Here is a 17,276-nt window from a genome sequence, read left to right as displayed (position 1 = left end):
GCGGGCGCTCGCCGAGCGCCCGCCCGCGGCCCCGCTCGCGAGCGACGACCGCGGACGTGTTGCCCAGCCGAGGCGCAGACTGTTAGCGTCGACGCCTCGGCGTGCTCGGTCTCACCCGCTATCAATGGCTCGTGCTCGCAGCGGCGTGGCTGGGCTGGGGCTTCGATGTCTTCGACGGCCTGCTGTTCAACTACGTCGCGCCGATCTGCGTGCCCAACTTGCTGGGCTACGACCCCGCCGATCCCGCGGCCAAGGCCGACACGATGTTCTGGACCGCCGCGTTGTCGAGCCTGCTGCTGCTCGGCTGGGCGCTCGGCGGCGTGTTGTTCGGCAAGCTCACCGATCGCCTCGGCCGCACCCGCACGCTGCTGCTGACGATGCTGACCTACGCGCTCGGCACCGCGGCCTGTGCCTTCGCGCCGAACCTGTGGGTGCTGGCGATCTTCCGCCTGGTCGCCAGCCTCGGCATCGGTGGTGAGTGGGCTGCCGGCGCATCGCTGGTCGCCGAGACCATGCCGAAGGACAAGCGCATCCTCGGCGGTGCGCTGCTCTACACCTCGGCGCCCATCGGGCTGTTCTTGGCGACCTTCGTCAACGACGTCTTCACCCGCCAGCTCGACTCGATCGCGGCCGACCCGGGCCTGTCGTGGCGCGCGGTGTTCCTGACCGGGCTCATCCCCGCCGCCGTCGCGATGCTGATCCGCCTGGGCGTGAAGGAGCCCGAGCACTGGACCCCGTCGGGGCGCACGCAGCTGCGCGAGCTGTTCACACCGGCGCTGCGTCGTCGCACGCTCGGCGGGCTCGCGATGGCGGTCATCGCCCTGGTCACGTGGTGGAGCTGCTCGGTGTTCATCCCCATCATCGCGAGCTTCCTCGCCGCCGACACCTCGACCGACGCGGCGACGCTGGCGGCGCGCAAGACCGAGTTCATCACCCTCGGCACCACCATGTTCAACGTCGGTGGGCTGATCGGCACCCTCATCACCGTCCCGATCGCGCTGCGCTGGGGTCGACGCCCGATGTTCGCGATCTACTTCAGCGGCGCCACGGTGGCACTGTTCGCCACCTTCGGGTTGCCCATGGCTGCGATCGATCGCCTGCTCATGCTCGGTGCGGTGGGGCTGACGGTGTTCGGCATCTTCGGCGCGTTCAGCTTCTACCTGCCCGAGCTGTTCCCCATGCGACTGCGCGGCACCGGAGCCGGCTTCTGCTACAACGCCGGCCGCGTGATCACGGCGGTGTTCCCCTTTGCGGTGGGCGTGATCGTACGCAGCGGTGCGAACCCGCTCTCCGTGCTGACCTGGGTCGCCGCGGCACCGCTGGTCGGGTTGGTGCTGCTGGCGTTCGGCGTCGGCGAAGAGACCCGCGACGACGCGCTGGCGTGATCGGCTGCCGCACGCGGGCAGTGGGGGTCCTGGTGCCCTCGGCGGCCCCGCGCGAAGTTTGCGGTTGAAACCGGACTGGATCGTAGCATTATCAGACGAATGATAAAGAATGCAGCGGCGATCGTGGCCCTCGCGGGGCTCGGCGGGCTGGTGATGCTCGCGGGCTGCCAGGCTCGGGAGGTCGGCGTCGAGCCGTTCCAAGGCATCGTCGAGTTCGACGAGCGCGTGCTCGCCTTCGAGATCCCCGGTCGATTGCTGCGCATCGCGGTCGACGAGGGCGACGAGCTGCCGGCCGGTGCCGAGCTCGCGCGGCTCGACGACACCCTCGAACGACTCGGTCGAGATGCCCGCGCCGCCGAGGCCCGCGCGGTGCGAGCCGAGCTCGAGCTGATCCAGGCCGGCTCGCGCCCAGAGGACGTGCGGTCGCTGCAGGCCGAGCTCAGCGCGGCGAAGTCGGCCGAGACCTTGGCGAAGCAGAACGTGGGTCGCCAACGTCAGCTCAGCAAGGGCGGCATCGGCACCGCCGCAGACCTCGACGCGGCCGAGAGCGCGATCGCGACGGCGACCGCCAATCGCCGCGACCTCGAGGCACGCCTGTCGCGGGCGAAGCACGGCGCGCGCAGCCAGGAGATCGACGCCGCCACCGCCCGCGCCGACGCGGCCGACACCGCCGTGCGTCTCGCCGAGGAACGCATCGCACGCCACGTGCTGCACACCGACGGTTCCGGCACGGTGCTCGATGTCCACGTCGAGCCCGACGAGTTCGCGCAGGTCGGCCTCGCGATCGTCACGCTCGGCGACGTGCACCATCCCTACGTCGACGTGTTCGTGCCGCAGGCGCGGGTCGGTGAGCTCGAGCTCGGCACCGTGCTCGAGGTCCGCACCGACGCCAACCCCGATCCGTTGGTGGGCCACGTCGAGCACATCGCGCGCACCACCGAGTTCACGCCGAAGTTCCTCTTCAGCGAGACCGAGCGACCCAACCTCGTGATCCGCGTGCGCGTCCGCGTCGACGCACCCGAGGGCAACCTCCAGGCCGGCCTGCCCGCGTTCGTCACGCTCGGAGGCGCCTCGTGAACTCGCCTGAGCCGGTGGTGCTCGCCGAGTCGCTCGCGCGGCACTTCGGAGCGCTGGTCGCCGTGCGGGACGTGTCGCTGCGCATCGAGCGTGGCGAGGTCTTCGGCGTGCTCGGACCCAATGGCGCCGGCAAGTCGACCACCATCCGCATGCTGTGCGGTCTGCTCGACCCGAGCTCCGGCAGCGCGCGCGTGGTCGGCCACGACGTCGCCCGCGAGCCCGAGGCGGTGAAGGCCAGCATCGGCTACATGACCCAACGCTTCAGCCTCTACGAAGACCTCTCGGTGGTGGAGAACCTCGAGTTCTACGCCGCGATCTACGGCGTCGGGCGTCGGCGTCGGCGTGCGCGGGTCGACACGGTGGTCGAGCTCACCGGGCTCGGCGACCGTCGCAAGCAGCTCGCCGGCACGCTATCGGGCGGCTGGAAGCAGCGCTTGGCGCTCGCGTGCTCGACGATCCACGAGCCACCGCTGTTGTTCCTCGACGAGCCCACCGCCGGCGTCGATCCGGTGAGCCGGCGCGCGTTCTGGGAGCGCATCCACGCCATCGCCCACGAAGGCACCACGATCGTCGTGACCACGCACTACATGGACGAGGCCGAGCGCTGCCACCGCTTGGCCTTCATCTTCCGCGGTACCGTGCTCGACATCGGCTCGCCCGACGAGATCGTCGCGCGCCGCGGGCTGAGGGTGGTCGAGCTCGAGGCCGCGGATCCGGTGGCCGCCACCCTCGCGCTCGAGCACGACGGCGAGATCGAAGAGTGCGGCCACTTCGGTCGCGTGCTCCGGGTCGCCACCCGCGGTGTCGATCCGGAGGCGGCAGTACGGCGCGTGCTGGCCGCGGCCGCGGTCGAGATCAAGGCGTTGACGCCGGGTCGCGCCACGGTCGAGGACGCGTTCGTCTCGATGGTGCGGGAGGATCGGACATGAACCGCCTGCTGGCCATCGGACGCAAGGAGTTGCTGCAGCTCAAGCGCGATCGCATGACGCTCGCGATGATGGTGATGCTGCCACTGGTGCAGATGTTGTTGTTCGGCTACGCGATCAACAACGACGTGCGCCACATCCCCACGGTGGTGTTCGATCAAGACCACACCGCGGCGTCGCGAGACCTCGCGCAGCGCATGATCGCGACCGGCTACTACGAGCATGTGGCCGAGGTCGATGGCTACGACGAGATCGCCCGTGCGCTGCGCAGTGGCCGGGCGAAGGTCGCCTTGGTGGTGCCACCCGGCTATGGCTCGGGCGCGACGCTGGGGCGCGGTGCGACCGTGCAGCTGGTGGTCGACGGCTCCGATCCGCAGACCGTGGGCAGCGCAACCTCCACGGCCGCGAGCATCCTCGCCGAGCGCTCGACCGAGATGCTGCAGACGCGCATGCGTCAGGCCGGCGTGGGTGGCGTGGGCGCCGGCCTGCGGGTCGAGGCGACCGTCTGGTACAACCCCGAGCAACGCACCGCCGTGCACGTGGTACCGGGCCTGATCGGGGTCATCCTCACGATGACGATGGTGATGCTGACCGCGATGGCGATCGCCCGCGAGCGTGAGCGCGGCACGCTCGAGGCGTTGATCGTCTCGCCGGCGCGGCCGATCGAGATCATCGTCGGCAAGATCATTCCGTACATCATCATCGGCTACGTGCAGATGACGCTGGTGCTGATGGTGGGCAACGCCGTGTTCCGCGTGCCACTCCAGGGCTCGCTGGGCCTGCTGTATGCGTGCTCGATGGTCTTCATCGCGGCCTCGCTGGCGGTCGGGCTGGTCTTCTCGACCGTGGCCAAGACCCAGCAGCAGGCGATGCAGATGTCCTTCTTCTTCCTGCTACCCAACATACTGCTGTCGGGCTTCATGTTCCCGTTCGAGGGCATGCCCCGCCCTGCGCAGTGGCTGTCGTCGGCGCTACCGTTGACCCACTTCATGCGTATCGTCCGGCGCATCACGCTGCAGGGCGCGGGCTTCCCCGATGTCGCCGAGGAGCTGATGTGGCTCGGCGTGATCCTCGTGGTGGTCGTGGCGATCGCCGCGGCACGCTTCAAGAAGAAGCTGGTGACCTGATGGCGCGACCCAAGAGCGACATCGATGCGCGCATCGTCGAGGCTGCGCGCGCGCGCTTCCTGAGCGATGGCGTCGACGGGGCCTCGTTGCGCAGCATCGCGCAGGACGCCGGCACCAACGTCGGGATGATCTACTACTACTTCCCCACCAAGGACGACCTCTTCCTCGCGGTGGTCGAGGACGCCTACGGCAAGGTGCTGGAGCACCTCGAGGCAGCGCTGCGCGAGGAGGTGCCGACCATCGAGCGCTTCCGGCTGCTCTACCGCCGGCTCGCCGCGATCACCCCGGTCGAGTTCGACGTGATCCGAATCGTGATGCGCGAGGCGCTGATCTCGTCGACCCGGCTGAAGCAGATCTTCGCGCGCTTCCAGAGCGGTCACCTGCCGCTGCTGCTGGCGGCGATGTCGAACGGCTACCGCGAGGGTGAGTTCGATACCGGCCACCCGATGCCAGCCCTGATCGCGACACTGGTTGCGACCGCGGTGATGCCCCAGGTGGTGCTGCGGCGCTTGTCCTCGGAGCTACCCATGGTCGCGGGTCTCTTGCCACAGCCCGAGCAGCTCGCGGAGGCGATCTTCGAGGTCGTGATGCGCGGCGCGACGCCGCGCACCGAGCCCTGATGCCGTGCGCGCGTCAGGGCGTGGCCTGGGCATCGGGGCAGAACGCGCGCGGGTGTCGACACACCGGTGTCACCGCGGGTCGCCGTCCGGGCGCGGCTCACCGACGAGCTCGGCCCGCAACGACCGCAGCGTCGCGGCGGCCTCGTCGTGGGCGCCGCCGTCGGCCCACGCCAAACCCTCGTCGATCAGCTCCAGCGCCGCCGCTTTGCCGTCCTGCTGCAACCTCGCGCGCGCCTCGGTCACGAAGGTCGCGACGACCTGATCGGCGACCTCGTAGGGCGTGCCGAGCTCGAGCGCGCGGAGGCTGCGGGCGTCCGCGATTGCGCCCGTCGGGTCGCCAGCCGAGAGCCGGGCGCGGGCGCGACCGACCAGCAGCGGCCCGCGCTCGATCACGCTGGCTTGATCGGCACCCACCATCGCGCCGTCGTAGATCCGCAGCGCCTCGGCGTGATCGCCTGCGCCCTCGAGCGCCGATGCGAGCGTGCCGTGGTATGCCGCGCGTCGGGGGCTGTCCGGGCTGGTGATGGCTTCGATACGTGCGACCGCATCGCGCGCGGCCACCACCGCGACGGCGTAGTCGCCAGCGTCGATCGCGATACCGGCGGTGACGAGCGCCGCGTTGGCGAGCGAGGGATGGTTCGGTCCCTCGTAGCGCTCGATGACGGCGCGGGCGCGATCGATCGCCGCGCGGGCCTCGTCGCTGCGCCCCGCGAGCCACAGCGCCTCGGCCAGCGAGAGTCGAGCGAACGAGGTGAGCACCGCGTCGTCGCCGTTGCGCTCGGCGACCTCGGCCACGACCTTCTCGCGCAGCGCGACGGCAGCGTCGGCATCCCCGAGCGCGAGCGCGGACTCGGCGAGGTTGTCGACCGCAGCCGCGTGCAGCGACGGACACGCGCCGTCGTCACAGACCGCCGCCGTGCGCCGGAAGGCGTCGCTGGCGGCCGCGAGATCGCCCGCGTAGCCGCGCACCACGCCGAGCGACTGCCAGTAGGTGCCTTCGTCGTAGGCGGTGGCGCCGGCCTTGGCGTGCTCGGCCTCGGTGTGCCGCAACCATCGCTGGGCTCCGACGACATCGTTGGCCTCGGCGGCGTTGATGGTGATGCGTGCAGCCGCTCGCAGGGCCACGCTGGTGTCGTCGGCGGCGACGGCATCGAAGTACGCACGCTCGAGCGTCGCGGCCACGAGCGCACCCATGCCGAGCTCGTCCTGCGCCATCGCAGCGAGCAGCCGTAGCTCGCCGAGGGTGCTGTCGTAGCCGATGCCCACCGCTTCGGCCCGCGCGATCGCATCGGTGGCGAGCATCGCAGCCTCCGCGTCGAGGCCCGCGCCCATGCGGACGCGCGCCCGCGCGAGCGCCTCGCGAGCATCGGTCAGCGCCGCCGCCTGCTCCGGCTGCACGCGCCCGGGCTCCGCCGCGGTGGCGCAGTCGAGCGGATCGGGCAGCTCCGACACCTGCAACGTCGCCCGCACCATCAGCGAGGGCGTGCCGTGCGAGAACACCTCGAGCAGCGCCTCGAACTCCGCTTGCGCGCCCGCGACACACGCCACGACGCCGGGATCGGGCGTTGCGAGCTGGCACAGCTGGCCCTGCGCCCGGTGCAGCCGCTCGGCCTGCACGTCGATGGCGTGCAGCAACAGATCGTGGCGGACGATGCCGTCGGTCTCGACCAGCACGCGCTCCAGCTCACTGCGCACCGCCGGGCTCCACGACACCGCAGCGCGCTGCAGGCCCGGGCATGACTCGCCGGTCGCGGACGCGCCGGCGTAAGCGGCAGCGAGGCCGAGCACGACGCCACCGACGAGCACGGGTCGACGCCAGCGTGGCCGCAGCGCGCGAACCAACGCGTGCGCGAGTTGGTCCATCGTCGGCCAGCGCGCGCCCGGATCGGGCGAGAGTCCGCGCATCACGACCGCGGTGAGCGCGTCGGACACGGCTGCGCGCGGGTTGTCGACCAGCTGTTGGGCAGTCTTCGCCGCCACCACGTCGACGAGGTTGCCCGCGAAGGGCCGCACCCGAAACAGCGCCTCGTACAGCGCAACGCAGAACGCGTACTGATCGCTGCGGGCGTCGGTGGCGTCACCGCGGTGCTGCTCGGGCGCCATGTAGAGCGGCGTGCCGACCACGGCCCCCGAGCGCGTCAGCGGGGCGGCGTCGGTCGCGATCAGCTCGAGGGCCTCGCGGACGTCGACCTGCTCGGGCGCGCGCGTGGTTGCCTCGCGTGCCAGCCCGAAGTCGCCGACGCGCGCGCGTCCGTCGCGACCGATGAACACGTTGGCGGGCTTGAAGTCCCGATGGACGAGGCCGACCGCGTGTGCGGCCGCGAGGCCCGCAGCCGCCTGCACGAACACCGCGACGATGTCGGGCACCTCGGGCCGGCGTGACAACCACTGCGCCAGCGTCTCACCATCGACGAGCTCCATCACGATGAAGACCGAGCGCGTCCGCGTGCGCTCGTCGTCGTGCACGCCGGCGTCGAACACCTGCACCACGTTGGGGTGCGAGAGCGCCGCCAGTGCGCGCGCCTCACGGGCGAGTCGCTCGCCGTAGCGCGCGTCCCCACCCATCCCCGGGCGCACCAGCTTGATCGCGACCCGCCGCGCGAGCTCGGGATCTTCGGCGATCCACACCTCGCCCATCGCGCCACGGCCGAGCACATCGATCAGCCGGTAGCGCGCCAGCTTCGACGAAGGGTCGATGGTGCCGAGCAGCGCCTGGCGCAGACGCGCCGCAGCGCGTACCTCGGAGGCACCGCCGAGATCCTCGTCGGCGAACATTCGCGCGACGGGATCGGTCGAGCCGCCGCCCTGCTTGCTGACGGTGTCGTCGTCCACGCCAGGTGCCGATGCGAGTGCACCACCGACCGAGCCGGTGGTGCAAGTCCGGCCGGCGGCGGCCGATCACCGGCTCACTGCGTGACGAGCTTGAACTCGATGCGGCGGTTCTGCGCCTTGCCGGCCTTGGTCTTGTTGTCGGCCCGCGGCTCGTCGGGCCCGGCGCCACGGGTCGTGATGCGACCGGCGTCGATGCCCGCGTCGACGAGGTACTTCTTCACCGCCTCGGCGCGTCGCTGCGACAGGTCGACGTTGTGCTCGCGCTTGCCGCTGCTGTCGGTGTGGCCGGAGATCTCGACCCGCACGCTCTCGAACTTCTTGAGCACGCCGACCGCCTCGTCGAGCTTGGGCTTCGACTTGGCGCGGATGGTGTCCTTGTCGACGTCGAAGAAGATGCCCTCGATGACACCGGTGAACTTCTCGACCTCCTTGGGCACCTCGTCCGGACAGCCGTCGCCGTCCTCGTAGCCGTTCTTGGTCTCCGGCTCTTCCTTGCACTGATCGACGTCGTCGAGGATCCCGTCGCCGTCGGTGTCGCGGATCGGGCAGCCGTCCGGCGCCACGCCCGGCTCGTCGATGCACTGGTCGACGTCGTCGAGGAAGCCGTCGCCATCCTTGTCGCGGATCGGGCAGCCGTCCGGCGCCACGCCGGGCTCGTCGATGCACTTGTCGACGTTGTCGAGGAAGCCATCGCCGTCCTTGTCGCGGATCGGGCAGCCATCCGGCGCCACGCCGGGCTCGGTCACGCACTTGTCGACGTTGTCGTAGAAGCCGTCACCGTCGGTGTCCTTTGGCGGCGGCTTGGGCTTGTCCTTGCGACCGAGCGTCAGCGAGAGGCCGAGCAGCACCTCGAGGTTGCTGGTCACGCCGTCCTTCACCCCACGCTTGGCGGTCACGGTGTCGCGGACGTCGAGTCGGATCATCGCGTGACGCGAGAGGAACACCTTGAAGCCGCCGCCGAAGTGGATGCCTGCGTCGACCTCCTTGCCGACCGCCAGCCGGGCACTGCTGACACCGAGCGCCGTCGGCCCGATGAGCAGGAACGGGGTGATGCTCGACAGGCCCAGCTGGGCCACGAGGTGGCCGCGCACGGCCCACAGCGTCGCGGCCTGATCGGCGGTGGTGCGGGTCGGCATCGCGCCGCCCTCGAGCTCGAGCCCGAAGAAACGGATCGGGTAGTAGCCGATGCGTGCGCCGACGTCCGGCGCAATGCGCTTGAACTGCTTGAAGCCTTGGTTGGGCAGGTCGAGGTCGGCCTGGAACAGCTCGAGCGATCGCGACGGCACGAAGATGCCGCCGTAGATGCCGAGCTCGGCCATGTTGCGCTCGGGCGCCCAGCGCTTGATCCAAGGCACGTCCTTGCGCTTGTTCTTGGGCTTGCGCTTGCCGGTGTCGGGCGGCGCGACCTCGCTGGTCGTGGCGACCCCGTCGGTGCCGACCGACGCGCTGCCCTCGGCAGCCGGCGCCGCCGAGGCGGTCAAGGGCAAGGAGAGGCTCAACGCAACCAGGCTCGACGAAAGGCGAAGGCTCATGGAAGTCACCGTCGCGAAGCATGCCTGCTCGCGCGCCGGCTTGGGAGTGCAATCGTCAGGCCCTGCGCGCCCGAACACGGGTCTTCGGCGCCGACCACCGGCGCACCACCGCGGCGCATCGCCACACCGCGGACTATGGCCTCACACACCCGCGGTGGCAAAAGCAGCGTTCACGATCGCCTGCGCCTCGCCCTGGATGCGCTTCAGATGCTCCGTCCCGCGGAAGCTCTCCGCGTAGATCTTGTAGACATCCTCGGTGCCGGACGGTCGCGCGGCGAACCAGCCCTGCTCGGTGACGACCTTGAGACCACCGATGCTGGCCCCGTTGCCCGGTGCGGTCGTGAGCGTGGCGGTGATGGCATCACCCGCGAGCTCGCGCGCGGTGATCTGCTGCGGCGAGAGCTGCTTGAGCACGGCCTTGCGACGCGCGTTCGCCGGGGCATCGATGCGCTCGTACACCGGCTCACCGAAACGGGCGACCAGCTCGCGGTACGCCAGCCCGGGATCGCGCCCGGTCTTGGCGGTGATCTCGGCCGCGAGCAGGTCGAGGATGATGCCGTCCTTGTCGGTGGTCCACACGCGCCCGTCGCGGCGCAGGAACGTGGCGCCCGCACTCTCTTCGCCACCGAAGCCGAAGCTCCCGTCGCGCAGGCCATCGACGAACCACTTGAAGCCGACCGGCACCTCGCACAGCCGTCGACCCAGCGAGGCGGCGACGCGATCGATCATGCTGCTGCTGACCAGCGTCTTGCCGACCGCGGCGGTCGCGGGCCACTGCTCGCGGGTGCGAAACAGATAGTCGATCGCGACCGCGAGGTAGTGGTTGGGGTTCAGCAGGCCGCACGAGGGCGCCACGATGCCGTGGCGGTCGTAGTCGGTGTCGTTGCCGAACGCGATGTCGAAGCGGTCCTGCAGCGCGATGAGGTTCGCCATCGCCCACGGCGACGAGCAGTCCATGCGGATGCGACCGTCGCGATCGAGCGGCATGAAGAAGAAGCTGGCGTCGACGACCGGGTTCACGACCTCGATGTCGAGCCGGTAGCGATCGGCGATCGGTGCCCAGAAGCCGATGCCCGAGCCGCCCAGCGGGTCGACGCCGATGCGTAGACCTGCGCCCGCGATGGCCGAAAGATCGACGATCTCGGCGAGCGCCTCGACGTAGGGGCCGACGTAGTCGTGGGCGGTCACGAGCGCCGAGGCCCGCGCCGTGGCCTTGCCGACCCGCTGCACGCCCTTGCAGCCCTCGCGCAGCAGCTCGTTGGCGCGGCGCTCGATCAGCGCGGTGACGTCGCCGTCGGCCGGTCCGCCGTGGGGCGGGTTGTACTTGATGCCGCCGTCCTCGGGGGGATTGTGGCTGGGCGTCAGCACGATGCCGTCGGCGAGCCCGCCGCTGCGGCCCCGGTTGTACTCGAGGATCGCGAACGACACTGCGGGCGTGGGTGTGGGTGCGTCGTCCTGGGCCACGCGCACCGCGACGCCATTGGCGACCAGCACCTCGAGCACGGTGGTGTGCGCGGGCTCGCTGAGGCCGTGGGTGTCGCGCCCGACGAACACCGGGCCGTCGATGCCGTGCTGCGCCCGCCACTCGCAGATCGCCTGCGCGATCGCCAAGATGTGAGGCTCGTTGAAGGCCTGGTGGAGCGAGCTGCCTCGATGGCCCGAGGTCCCGAATGCCACGCGCTGCGCGGCGTCGTCGAGGTCGGGCACGTCGGTGTAGTACGTGCTCACCAGGCGCGGCACATCGACCAACGCCGAGCGTGGCGCCTGCTTGCCGGCGCCGGGGTGGATGCCTGGAACCTCTTCGGCCATGGGCCCACGATACCAGCCCGCGTGAGCGCGCCACACGCTTCGGATGCGTGATCGCGAAACGATCCGGGGCGGTGTCGGATTGGGCCATGCGATCGTTCGTGAGATTCGCCCGCGGCCCATGGCGCGCGTCGTCGCGCCACCGCATAGATCGGACAGGCACCCAGGGATCGTCTCGCCCTCCCATGTCTCCTCCTTCGCTGCGTCGCCCCCCGCGACAGACCCCGATCGTCGACGTCGACGGTGCGGTCACGCCCTCGGAACTGCTGGCCGAACAGCTCGCCGTAGGGCCCGCGCGGGTGATCGGACGCAAGCGTCGCGCCTTGGTGATGCGTGACCACGTCGTCGCGACCCTGGGCGCCGACCCGAGCTGTGTGACCGCGGTGTGTGCCGTGTCGGCGGCGCATCACCCCGCGGTCGACGTGCTCGCAGCGCTGGCATCCCAGGACCCCAGCGGCGTACTCGTGGTCGAGACCGTCGACGACGCATTCGCCTTCGAGGTCACGCAGGGACGCCTCACCGGTGCACGTGGCGTGGGTCGTCTCGATCAGCTCGAGCCGTTCGTCGCGGAGGTCCATCGTCGGCATCCCGAGCGCTTCGGCCGAGACGACGAGTTCGGGGCCGACGCGCCCATGTGGATGAAGGTCGCGCGCACCTTCGTGGAGGAGCGCGTGCTCGATCAGCTGCAGCTGTGCCGCACGCCCGGCGCACGCCTGACGCTCGTGCGCGGCGACGTCGAGTGGGTCGGCACACAGCTGCCCGCCGGCGTGGGTCCGACGCTCGGCCACGTGTTGCTGGAGAACGCCCGCCGCATCGACGAGCGACCCAAGGTGCTGTCGGCGCTCGGCTCGCTCGATCGTGTGGCGGTGCCGCTGTCCGAGCCGGGTCAGCAACCCGTCGGCGAGGCCGCGAGCAACGGTGGCGGCGGCGAGTGGGACTTCTTCTCGGATCCCGACCCCGCGGCGCTCGCCGAGTGGCGCGATGCCCTCGACATGTTCAAGCTCTGCGACGGCGCCACGACCGTGCGCGAGCTGGTCGAGGCCGCCATGTTCGGGGAGTTCCGGGCGCTGCTGGCCCTGCGGACCCTGGCGCACGCACGCCACATCGTGCTGGTGGACCAACCGCAGGACACCGAGCCGGTCCGCAACGAGTGCTCCGGTCAGGTCGTGCCACTGCACGCCGCGCAGCCGCTCGAGCCCCTGCACGAGGACGAGGGCACCAGCTACTCGATGGTGCTCAAGGCGCCCCGCAAGCGCGTCCGCGAGCCGGAGCCGCCGCGGCATCGCGCGACCCCGGTGGTCCCCGCGATCGACCTCGAGCTCCCGGCAGCGACCGCACGCACGGCGAGGCCGCGCACGCCCGTGACCAGCGGCCCACCGCCGGCGCCGCCACGCTCCGTCATCGTGAACCCGCCCTTGGCCGCGGCTGCGATCCCGCTCGAGCCCGACTCGACCGCGCCCGACTCGACCGAGATCGTCGATCCCTCGCACGCCCCCGTGCCCAGCCCCGCCGCCTCCGCGTCGGCGAAGCTCGATCCCACCAGCGACGACGACGCCGCGCCCGCGGCCTCGAGCATGGTGGCGGCCCGCTCGCAGATCGCCGGCCGTGCGCTCGCCGGCGCGCTGCCGAGCCCGACGATGGTGATGATCGTGCTCGGTGCCACGGGTGTGCTCGCGACGGTCGCCGCGGTCGTCGCATTGATGTGACGCGCGGCCGCGTCCGCGCTCGGCGGGTCGCGACCGGAGCTCGGACGCGCATGCCCCGAGCGCCGAGATCCAGTCGACCGCGACCGTGACCACGCGCGCACCTGCGCGCTCGGGCCCACCGCGCCCGCGCAAATCGTGAGCGACGACGGTGGCACTGCGATTGCTATCCAGTGTGGTCAGGAGATCGTCCCCATGAGCCACTCGATCTGCGTCGTGTTCGACGGTCTTCGCGCTGCCCGCGATGCCTATCAGTCTCTGCTCGCGTCTGGCTACGCCGAGAACGCGGACTCGATTGAGGTTCACTATCGGCGGCTGATCGACGGCAAGCTGCCGGTGTCGCAGACGCGCGCGCGGGACGGTGCGCTATGGGGCGGCCTGGGCATGGCCGTGCTCGGCGGCCTGCTCACGATGTTGCCGTTCGCGTTCATCCGGGAGTCCGGAGTGTCGCCTTGGATCGGCGCGCTCGTCGGCGTGGCATTCGGTGGCCTGTTCGGCGGCCTCGCCGGCATGCTCATCGGCACGACCGATCCCCGTCGCGATCTCGCAGAGGTCGATCCGCTGCTGGCCGACGGTCGCGTGGCGTTGATCGCCGAGTTCGAGGACGCGGCGGTGGCCAAGACCGCCGAGCGGCGGCTGCTGTCGTTCGGCGGTGCATTGCTGGCGCCCGTACGGCCGTGACGCTCGCGACAATCCTGGCCACGCACCAACACCCCCGCGGGAATCGTCGCATCGTACCGCTCGGGGTCGCGGTACGTGCCCGCGAGGCGATCCCAGATGGTGGTGAACTGGCCGAAGTTGCAGTGGTAGTACCAATGATGCAGCGTGTGATGTCCGGTGTAGTTGATGAGCTTGCAGCGCGCCCACGAGATGCGATCGTGGATCGACACTGCCCACATCGTCACGAACGCGAGCATCGTGAGGTAGACCAGCGCGTGCAGCGGGAACAAGAAGGCGCACAGGTGATGAGGCAGCGCCTGTGCAAACGAATCCAGCGGATGAAACGCGGTGCTCACCCACGGGTTACTCACGCGGAAGCCGTGATGATGACGGTGCAGCGTGCGATACAGCAGGTCGCCGTGGAGGGCGCGATGCACCCAGTAGACCAGCGTCTCGGTGACGACGAGATAGAGCGCGATGCTGGCGAACAGCCACCCCCAGCCGTGCTCGTCGACGTCCCAGTACAGCTGCCCTGCACCGTGGGAGAGCAGCCAGTGGAAGGGTACCGCGAGCGCGGCGTTGCCGACGATCGACGCGGTGCCCCAGCGACGCGCGCGACGATCCTGCGCGGGGTCGCCGACCTCGTTCGGATGGAATCGCGCCGCGCCCCAGCGGAAGAACACCAGGTACGCCAGGCCCGAACACGCGAAGTAGGTGAACAATCCCCCGCACACCAGCGCGAGGAAGATCGCCGTGGGGTCGTCTTGGATTCCGAGGATTCGTACGAGCATGGGTCGAGGTCCGTCAGGCGCTGAGGCTGGCTCGAGGTTCACGCGAGGCCACGACGTGCATGCGATGCCAGGGCCACGGTCCCGGCAGCGCATCGACGATGGTGCGCAGGCGATACGGCGCCGCGAGCTGCCAGCGGCGCAGCGCGGTGCCCACCACCATCAGCGCCAGGGGCTCGAACACCGACTTCGCGACGCACGCGTGGTGGCCGACGCCGAAGGGGTTGTACGTGTACGGCGCTGGGCTCGGTCGATCGATGAAACGATCGATGTCGAAGCGCTGCGGCTCGGGGAAGTGCTGCTCGAGGAAGTGAGTCGCCGACAGCGGCGTGAACACGCGATCGCCGGGCTCGAAGCGGTGGCCGCCGAACGCGAACGGCTCGCACACGGTTCGCTGCAGCGCGACCGCGACGGGTAGGATCCGCAGGGTCTCGGCCAGCGTGGCGCGCAGGGCCGCCATCGCGTCGAGCGCCTCGAGTGTGATGGGGCTGCCGTCGAAGGTGCGATCGATCTCGGGCTGCACCCGCGCGAGCACCTCGGGGCGATGCACGATCTGATAGAGCAGGTGGTTGATCACACGGCCGGCGTAGACGCCCATGTTCTTGAACGGCATCTGCCCGAACACCACGCGCACGCGCTCGGGAAGCGCCTCACCGTCGGGTAGCGAGCCCCGCAGCAAGTGGTCGAAGTAGTCGGGCGGGTGCGCGCCGGGTTCGCGATCGCGGTGCTCGGCGAGGCGACGCTCGATCATCGTGTCGAGCGCCGTGCTCGCGCGGCGCACCGCGGGCCAGCGCAGCAGCGCCATCGGCCAGCTCATCGCAATCACGCCAGTGAACACGGTCGCGTAGCGGCGCACGATCGCGGCATCGAAGCCCAGCGGCTGGCCGCTCGCGAACAGCGAGATTGCATCGAGACCCATCTGCGAGGTCTCGGCGGTGACGTCGAGGCGTTGTCCCGGCCGCCAGCGCTCGACGTGCGCGTGCAGGTGCTGAGCGATGGCCTCGAGGTGGGGCGCGAGCGCCTGGCGTGTGAAGCCGGGCGCGACCTGTCGGCGCAGGTGCAGCTGCAGCGGCCCCTCGGTGAAGCTCGGGTGCGCGGTGGTGCCGAGCACCTGCGGCGCGCGCGGGTAGGTCATCACCTGCGAAAACACGCGCGCGCCGTCGCGGGCGAGCAGCTCGTTGGCATCGCGGCCGGCGATCGCGATCCACGTGCGACCGGCGATCGGCAGCGTGAGTCGGAACACCGGCCCCAAGCGACGGTGCTGGCGCGGCCACCAGCCGTAGGGATCGCGGAGGATCTGCAGCGCCGAGCCGAGCAGTGGCAGACCGCGCACGTGGGGCGCAGTGGTGGCCCGCGGCAGCGCAGGCAGCAGGTGCGGACACGCGCGAGCAGGGACGGGCGCGGAGGCTTCGCGGGGGACGACGTGGGCGCAGGGCATGGGCGACGAGGCGGCCGATCGAAGCGGCGCGCTCCCTTCGCTACCGGCCGTGTCGCCAGCGCCGCCTTCGGTTCAACGAAATCGACGCGGCCGCGTCGCCACCGTCATGCGGTCACTTCGGTGCACAGCTCGACGAGGAAGCCGTTGAGATCGCGGACGTACGCGAGGGTCTGGCCCCACGGCTTCTCGCTCGGCTGGGCCATTGCGCTGGCCCCGGCCGCGACCGCGCGGGCGAACGCGGCCGCGACATCGTCCACGACGAACGCGACTTCCGCCCCTGCGGCCTTGGCTGCGGGTCGATTGCGCTCGAACACGTGACCGGTCGTCGTGAGGTCCTCATCGGCGAACGCGAGCGCGGTGCTACCGGTCGCGAGCTCGCCGTACTGGCCGGACTCGTGCAGGAATCGGCGCTCGACGCCGAAGGCGCGCTCGTAGAACTCGAGCGTCGCCCCGACATCGGGCACATACACGATCACGTAGCCGAGCTTCGGCGCGCTGCTCTTGGTCTTCGCCATGTCTGGATCAGCCTCCACCGCCCGCAGCGGTGCGGCCAAGCTACTCGCGCCCGACGCTTCGAGCTTGAAGAATTCCGACAGGCCGCAGCGCGCGTGGGGTGACGCCGAGCAGCTGCTTCACCTCGCGCGACAGGTGGGCCTGATCGGCGTAGCCGAGCTCGGCTGCGACCGCCGCGAGCGGATGGCCCTCGCGGATCTTGCGACGCGCGGCCCACACCCGCTCGATCCGCAGGAACACCTTCGGCGGCAAGCCGAGCCACCGCTGGCAGGCGCGCTGCAGCTCGCGCGCGGCGCTCCCGGTGCCGCAAGCGGTCAGACGATGCTCGCCCCGTGATGCCCGTGCGAGCGCGACGAAGTCGTGGACGAGCTCGGGTGGCGTGACCGCATCGAGCGTGTCGACCACCAAGGCCTCGAGCGCGTCGACCGAGCTCGGCCCATCGGCGGCGACGCGTCGCACGAGCTCGGGCCCGCACTCGCGCAGCGCTGCACCGTAGCCCGGCTGCAGGCGGACGCCGACCAATCGCGTCCGGGCCGCCGACGCGACCACGTGCGCGGCCGTGACGGGCGTGTAGACGTAGCCCGAGCAGCGCCCGCGCGTGTCGTCGTGCACCACGATGAAGTCGAAGCAGCCATCGGCCGCGACGATCGACGATCTCGCGGTGGTCGCATCGAACTGCCACGCAGCCGCCACCGCCGGGTGGCGGCCCACCCGCTCGTGGAACTCCGGCGCCGCGTCGGTCACGGCGGTCAGTATCCCCCACCGCGAGCGAAACACGAGGCACTGTGCTCGCGCGCGACGCGGATGACGGGCGATCCGCCGTAGCGCTCGGTGAACACCCGACGCGGTCGATTGCCTCAAAGATCGGC

At 70.6% G+C, this 17,276-nt stretch carries 13 protein-coding genes; 6 read left to right on the top strand and 7 right to left on the bottom strand.

All coding sequences use genetic code 11. The features are described from left to right. Nucleotides 1-101: 101 nt before the first annotated feature. From IPH07_36260 to IPH07_36240, 5 genes are all read left to right on the top strand, one after another. Nucleotides 102-1,385, top strand: a complete 1,284-nt coding sequence (locus IPH07_36260; GenBank protein MBK6922898.1) for an MFS transporter — start codon at nt 102-104, stop codon at nt 1,383-1,385. A 99-nt stretch (nt 1,386-1,484) separates the two neighbouring features. Then, the gene (locus IPH07_36255; protein ID MBK6922897.1) at nt 1,485-2,462 is read left to right on the top strand and encodes an HlyD family efflux transporter periplasmic adaptor subunit; all 978 of its coding nucleotides are present in this window, start codon (nt 1,485-1,487) and stop codon (nt 2,460-2,462) included. Further along, nucleotides 2,459-3,391, top strand: coding sequence for an ABC transporter ATP-binding protein (locus tag IPH07_36250; protein MBK6922896.1), 933 nt, complete (start codon nt 2,459-2,461; stop codon nt 3,389-3,391). Before IPH07_36255 ends, IPH07_36250 begins: the two co-directional genes overlap by 4 nt. Further along, nucleotides 3,388-4,515, top strand: coding sequence for an ABC transporter permease (locus IPH07_36245; protein ID MBK6922895.1), 1,128 nt, complete (start codon nt 3,388-3,390; stop codon nt 4,513-4,515). Before IPH07_36250 ends, IPH07_36245 begins: the two co-directional genes overlap by 4 nt. Continuing rightward, nucleotides 4,515-5,135, top strand: a complete 621-nt coding sequence (locus IPH07_36240) for a TetR/AcrR family transcriptional regulator (protein ID MBK6922894.1) — start codon at nt 4,515-4,517, stop codon at nt 5,133-5,135. The genes IPH07_36245 and IPH07_36240 overlap by 1 nt, the downstream gene beginning before the upstream one ends. Before the next feature lie 69 nt (nt 5,136-5,204). Here IPH07_36240 and IPH07_36235 read toward each other — a convergent pair whose 3' ends face one another. The 3 genes from IPH07_36235 to pgm form a co-directional block, all read right to left on the bottom strand. Continuing rightward, nucleotides 5,205-7,967: a serine/threonine protein kinase gene (locus tag IPH07_36235; GenBank protein ID MBK6922893.1), complete on the bottom strand. Its 2,763-nt coding sequence runs from the start codon at nt 7,965-7,967 to the stop codon at nt 5,205-5,207. 74 nt (nt 7,968-8,041) lie between these two features. Beyond that, nucleotides 8,042-9,499, bottom strand: coding sequence for an OmpA family protein (locus IPH07_36230; protein ID MBK6922892.1), 1,458 nt, complete (start codon nt 9,497-9,499; stop codon nt 8,042-8,044). A 141-nt stretch (nt 9,500-9,640) separates the two neighbouring features. Beyond that, complete coding sequence (pgm, locus tag IPH07_36225) at nt 9,641-11,308, bottom strand: phosphoglucomutase (alpha-D-glucose-1,6-bisphosphate-dependent) (GenBank protein ID MBK6922891.1); 1,668 nt, start codon at nt 11,306-11,308, stop codon at nt 9,641-9,643. Between the two features lie 182 nt (nt 11,309-11,490). On the opposite strand from pgm, the gene IPH07_36220 reads away from it, so the two are divergent. Beyond that, complete coding sequence (locus tag IPH07_36220; protein MBK6922890.1) at nt 11,491-13,011, top strand: hypothetical protein; 1,521 nt, start codon at nt 11,491-11,493, stop codon at nt 13,009-13,011. A 302-nt stretch (nt 13,012-13,313) separates the two neighbouring features. Here IPH07_36220 and IPH07_36215 read toward each other — a convergent pair whose 3' ends face one another. The 4 genes from IPH07_36215 to IPH07_36200 form a co-directional block, all read right to left on the bottom strand. After that, a complete protein-coding gene (locus tag IPH07_36215) occupies nt 13,314-14,459 on the bottom strand; it encodes a sterol desaturase family protein (GenBank protein ID MBK6922889.1) in 1,146 nt (381 codons plus the stop codon). 13 nt (nt 14,460-14,472) lie between these two features. Next, nucleotides 14,473-15,789 carry a cytochrome P450 gene (locus IPH07_36210; GenBank protein MBK6922888.1) on the bottom strand — a complete coding sequence of 439 codons (1,317 nt, stop codon included), beginning with the start codon at nt 15,787-15,789 and terminating at the stop codon, nt 14,473-14,475. A gap of 209 nt (nt 15,790-15,998) precedes the next feature. Then, complete coding sequence (locus tag IPH07_36205; protein MBK6922887.1) at nt 15,999-16,409, bottom strand: VOC family protein; 411 nt, start codon at nt 16,407-16,409, stop codon at nt 15,999-16,001. 40 nt (nt 16,410-16,449) lie between these two features. Next, the gene (locus IPH07_36200) at nt 16,450-17,151 is read right to left on the bottom strand and encodes an AraC family transcriptional regulator (GenBank protein ID MBK6922886.1); all 702 of its coding nucleotides are present in this window, start codon (nt 17,149-17,151) and stop codon (nt 16,450-16,452) included. Nucleotides 17,152-17,276 lie beyond the last annotated feature (125 nt).

This window comes from Deltaproteobacteria bacterium, assembly GCA_016709225.1.
Classification (GTDB): domain Bacteria; phylum Myxococcota_A; class Polyangia; order Nannocystales; family Nannocystaceae; genus Xiheibacterium; species Xiheibacterium phototrophicum.
Note: the sequence above shows the minus strand (reverse complement) of the source record. Positions and strands in the feature narration are given on the sequence as shown.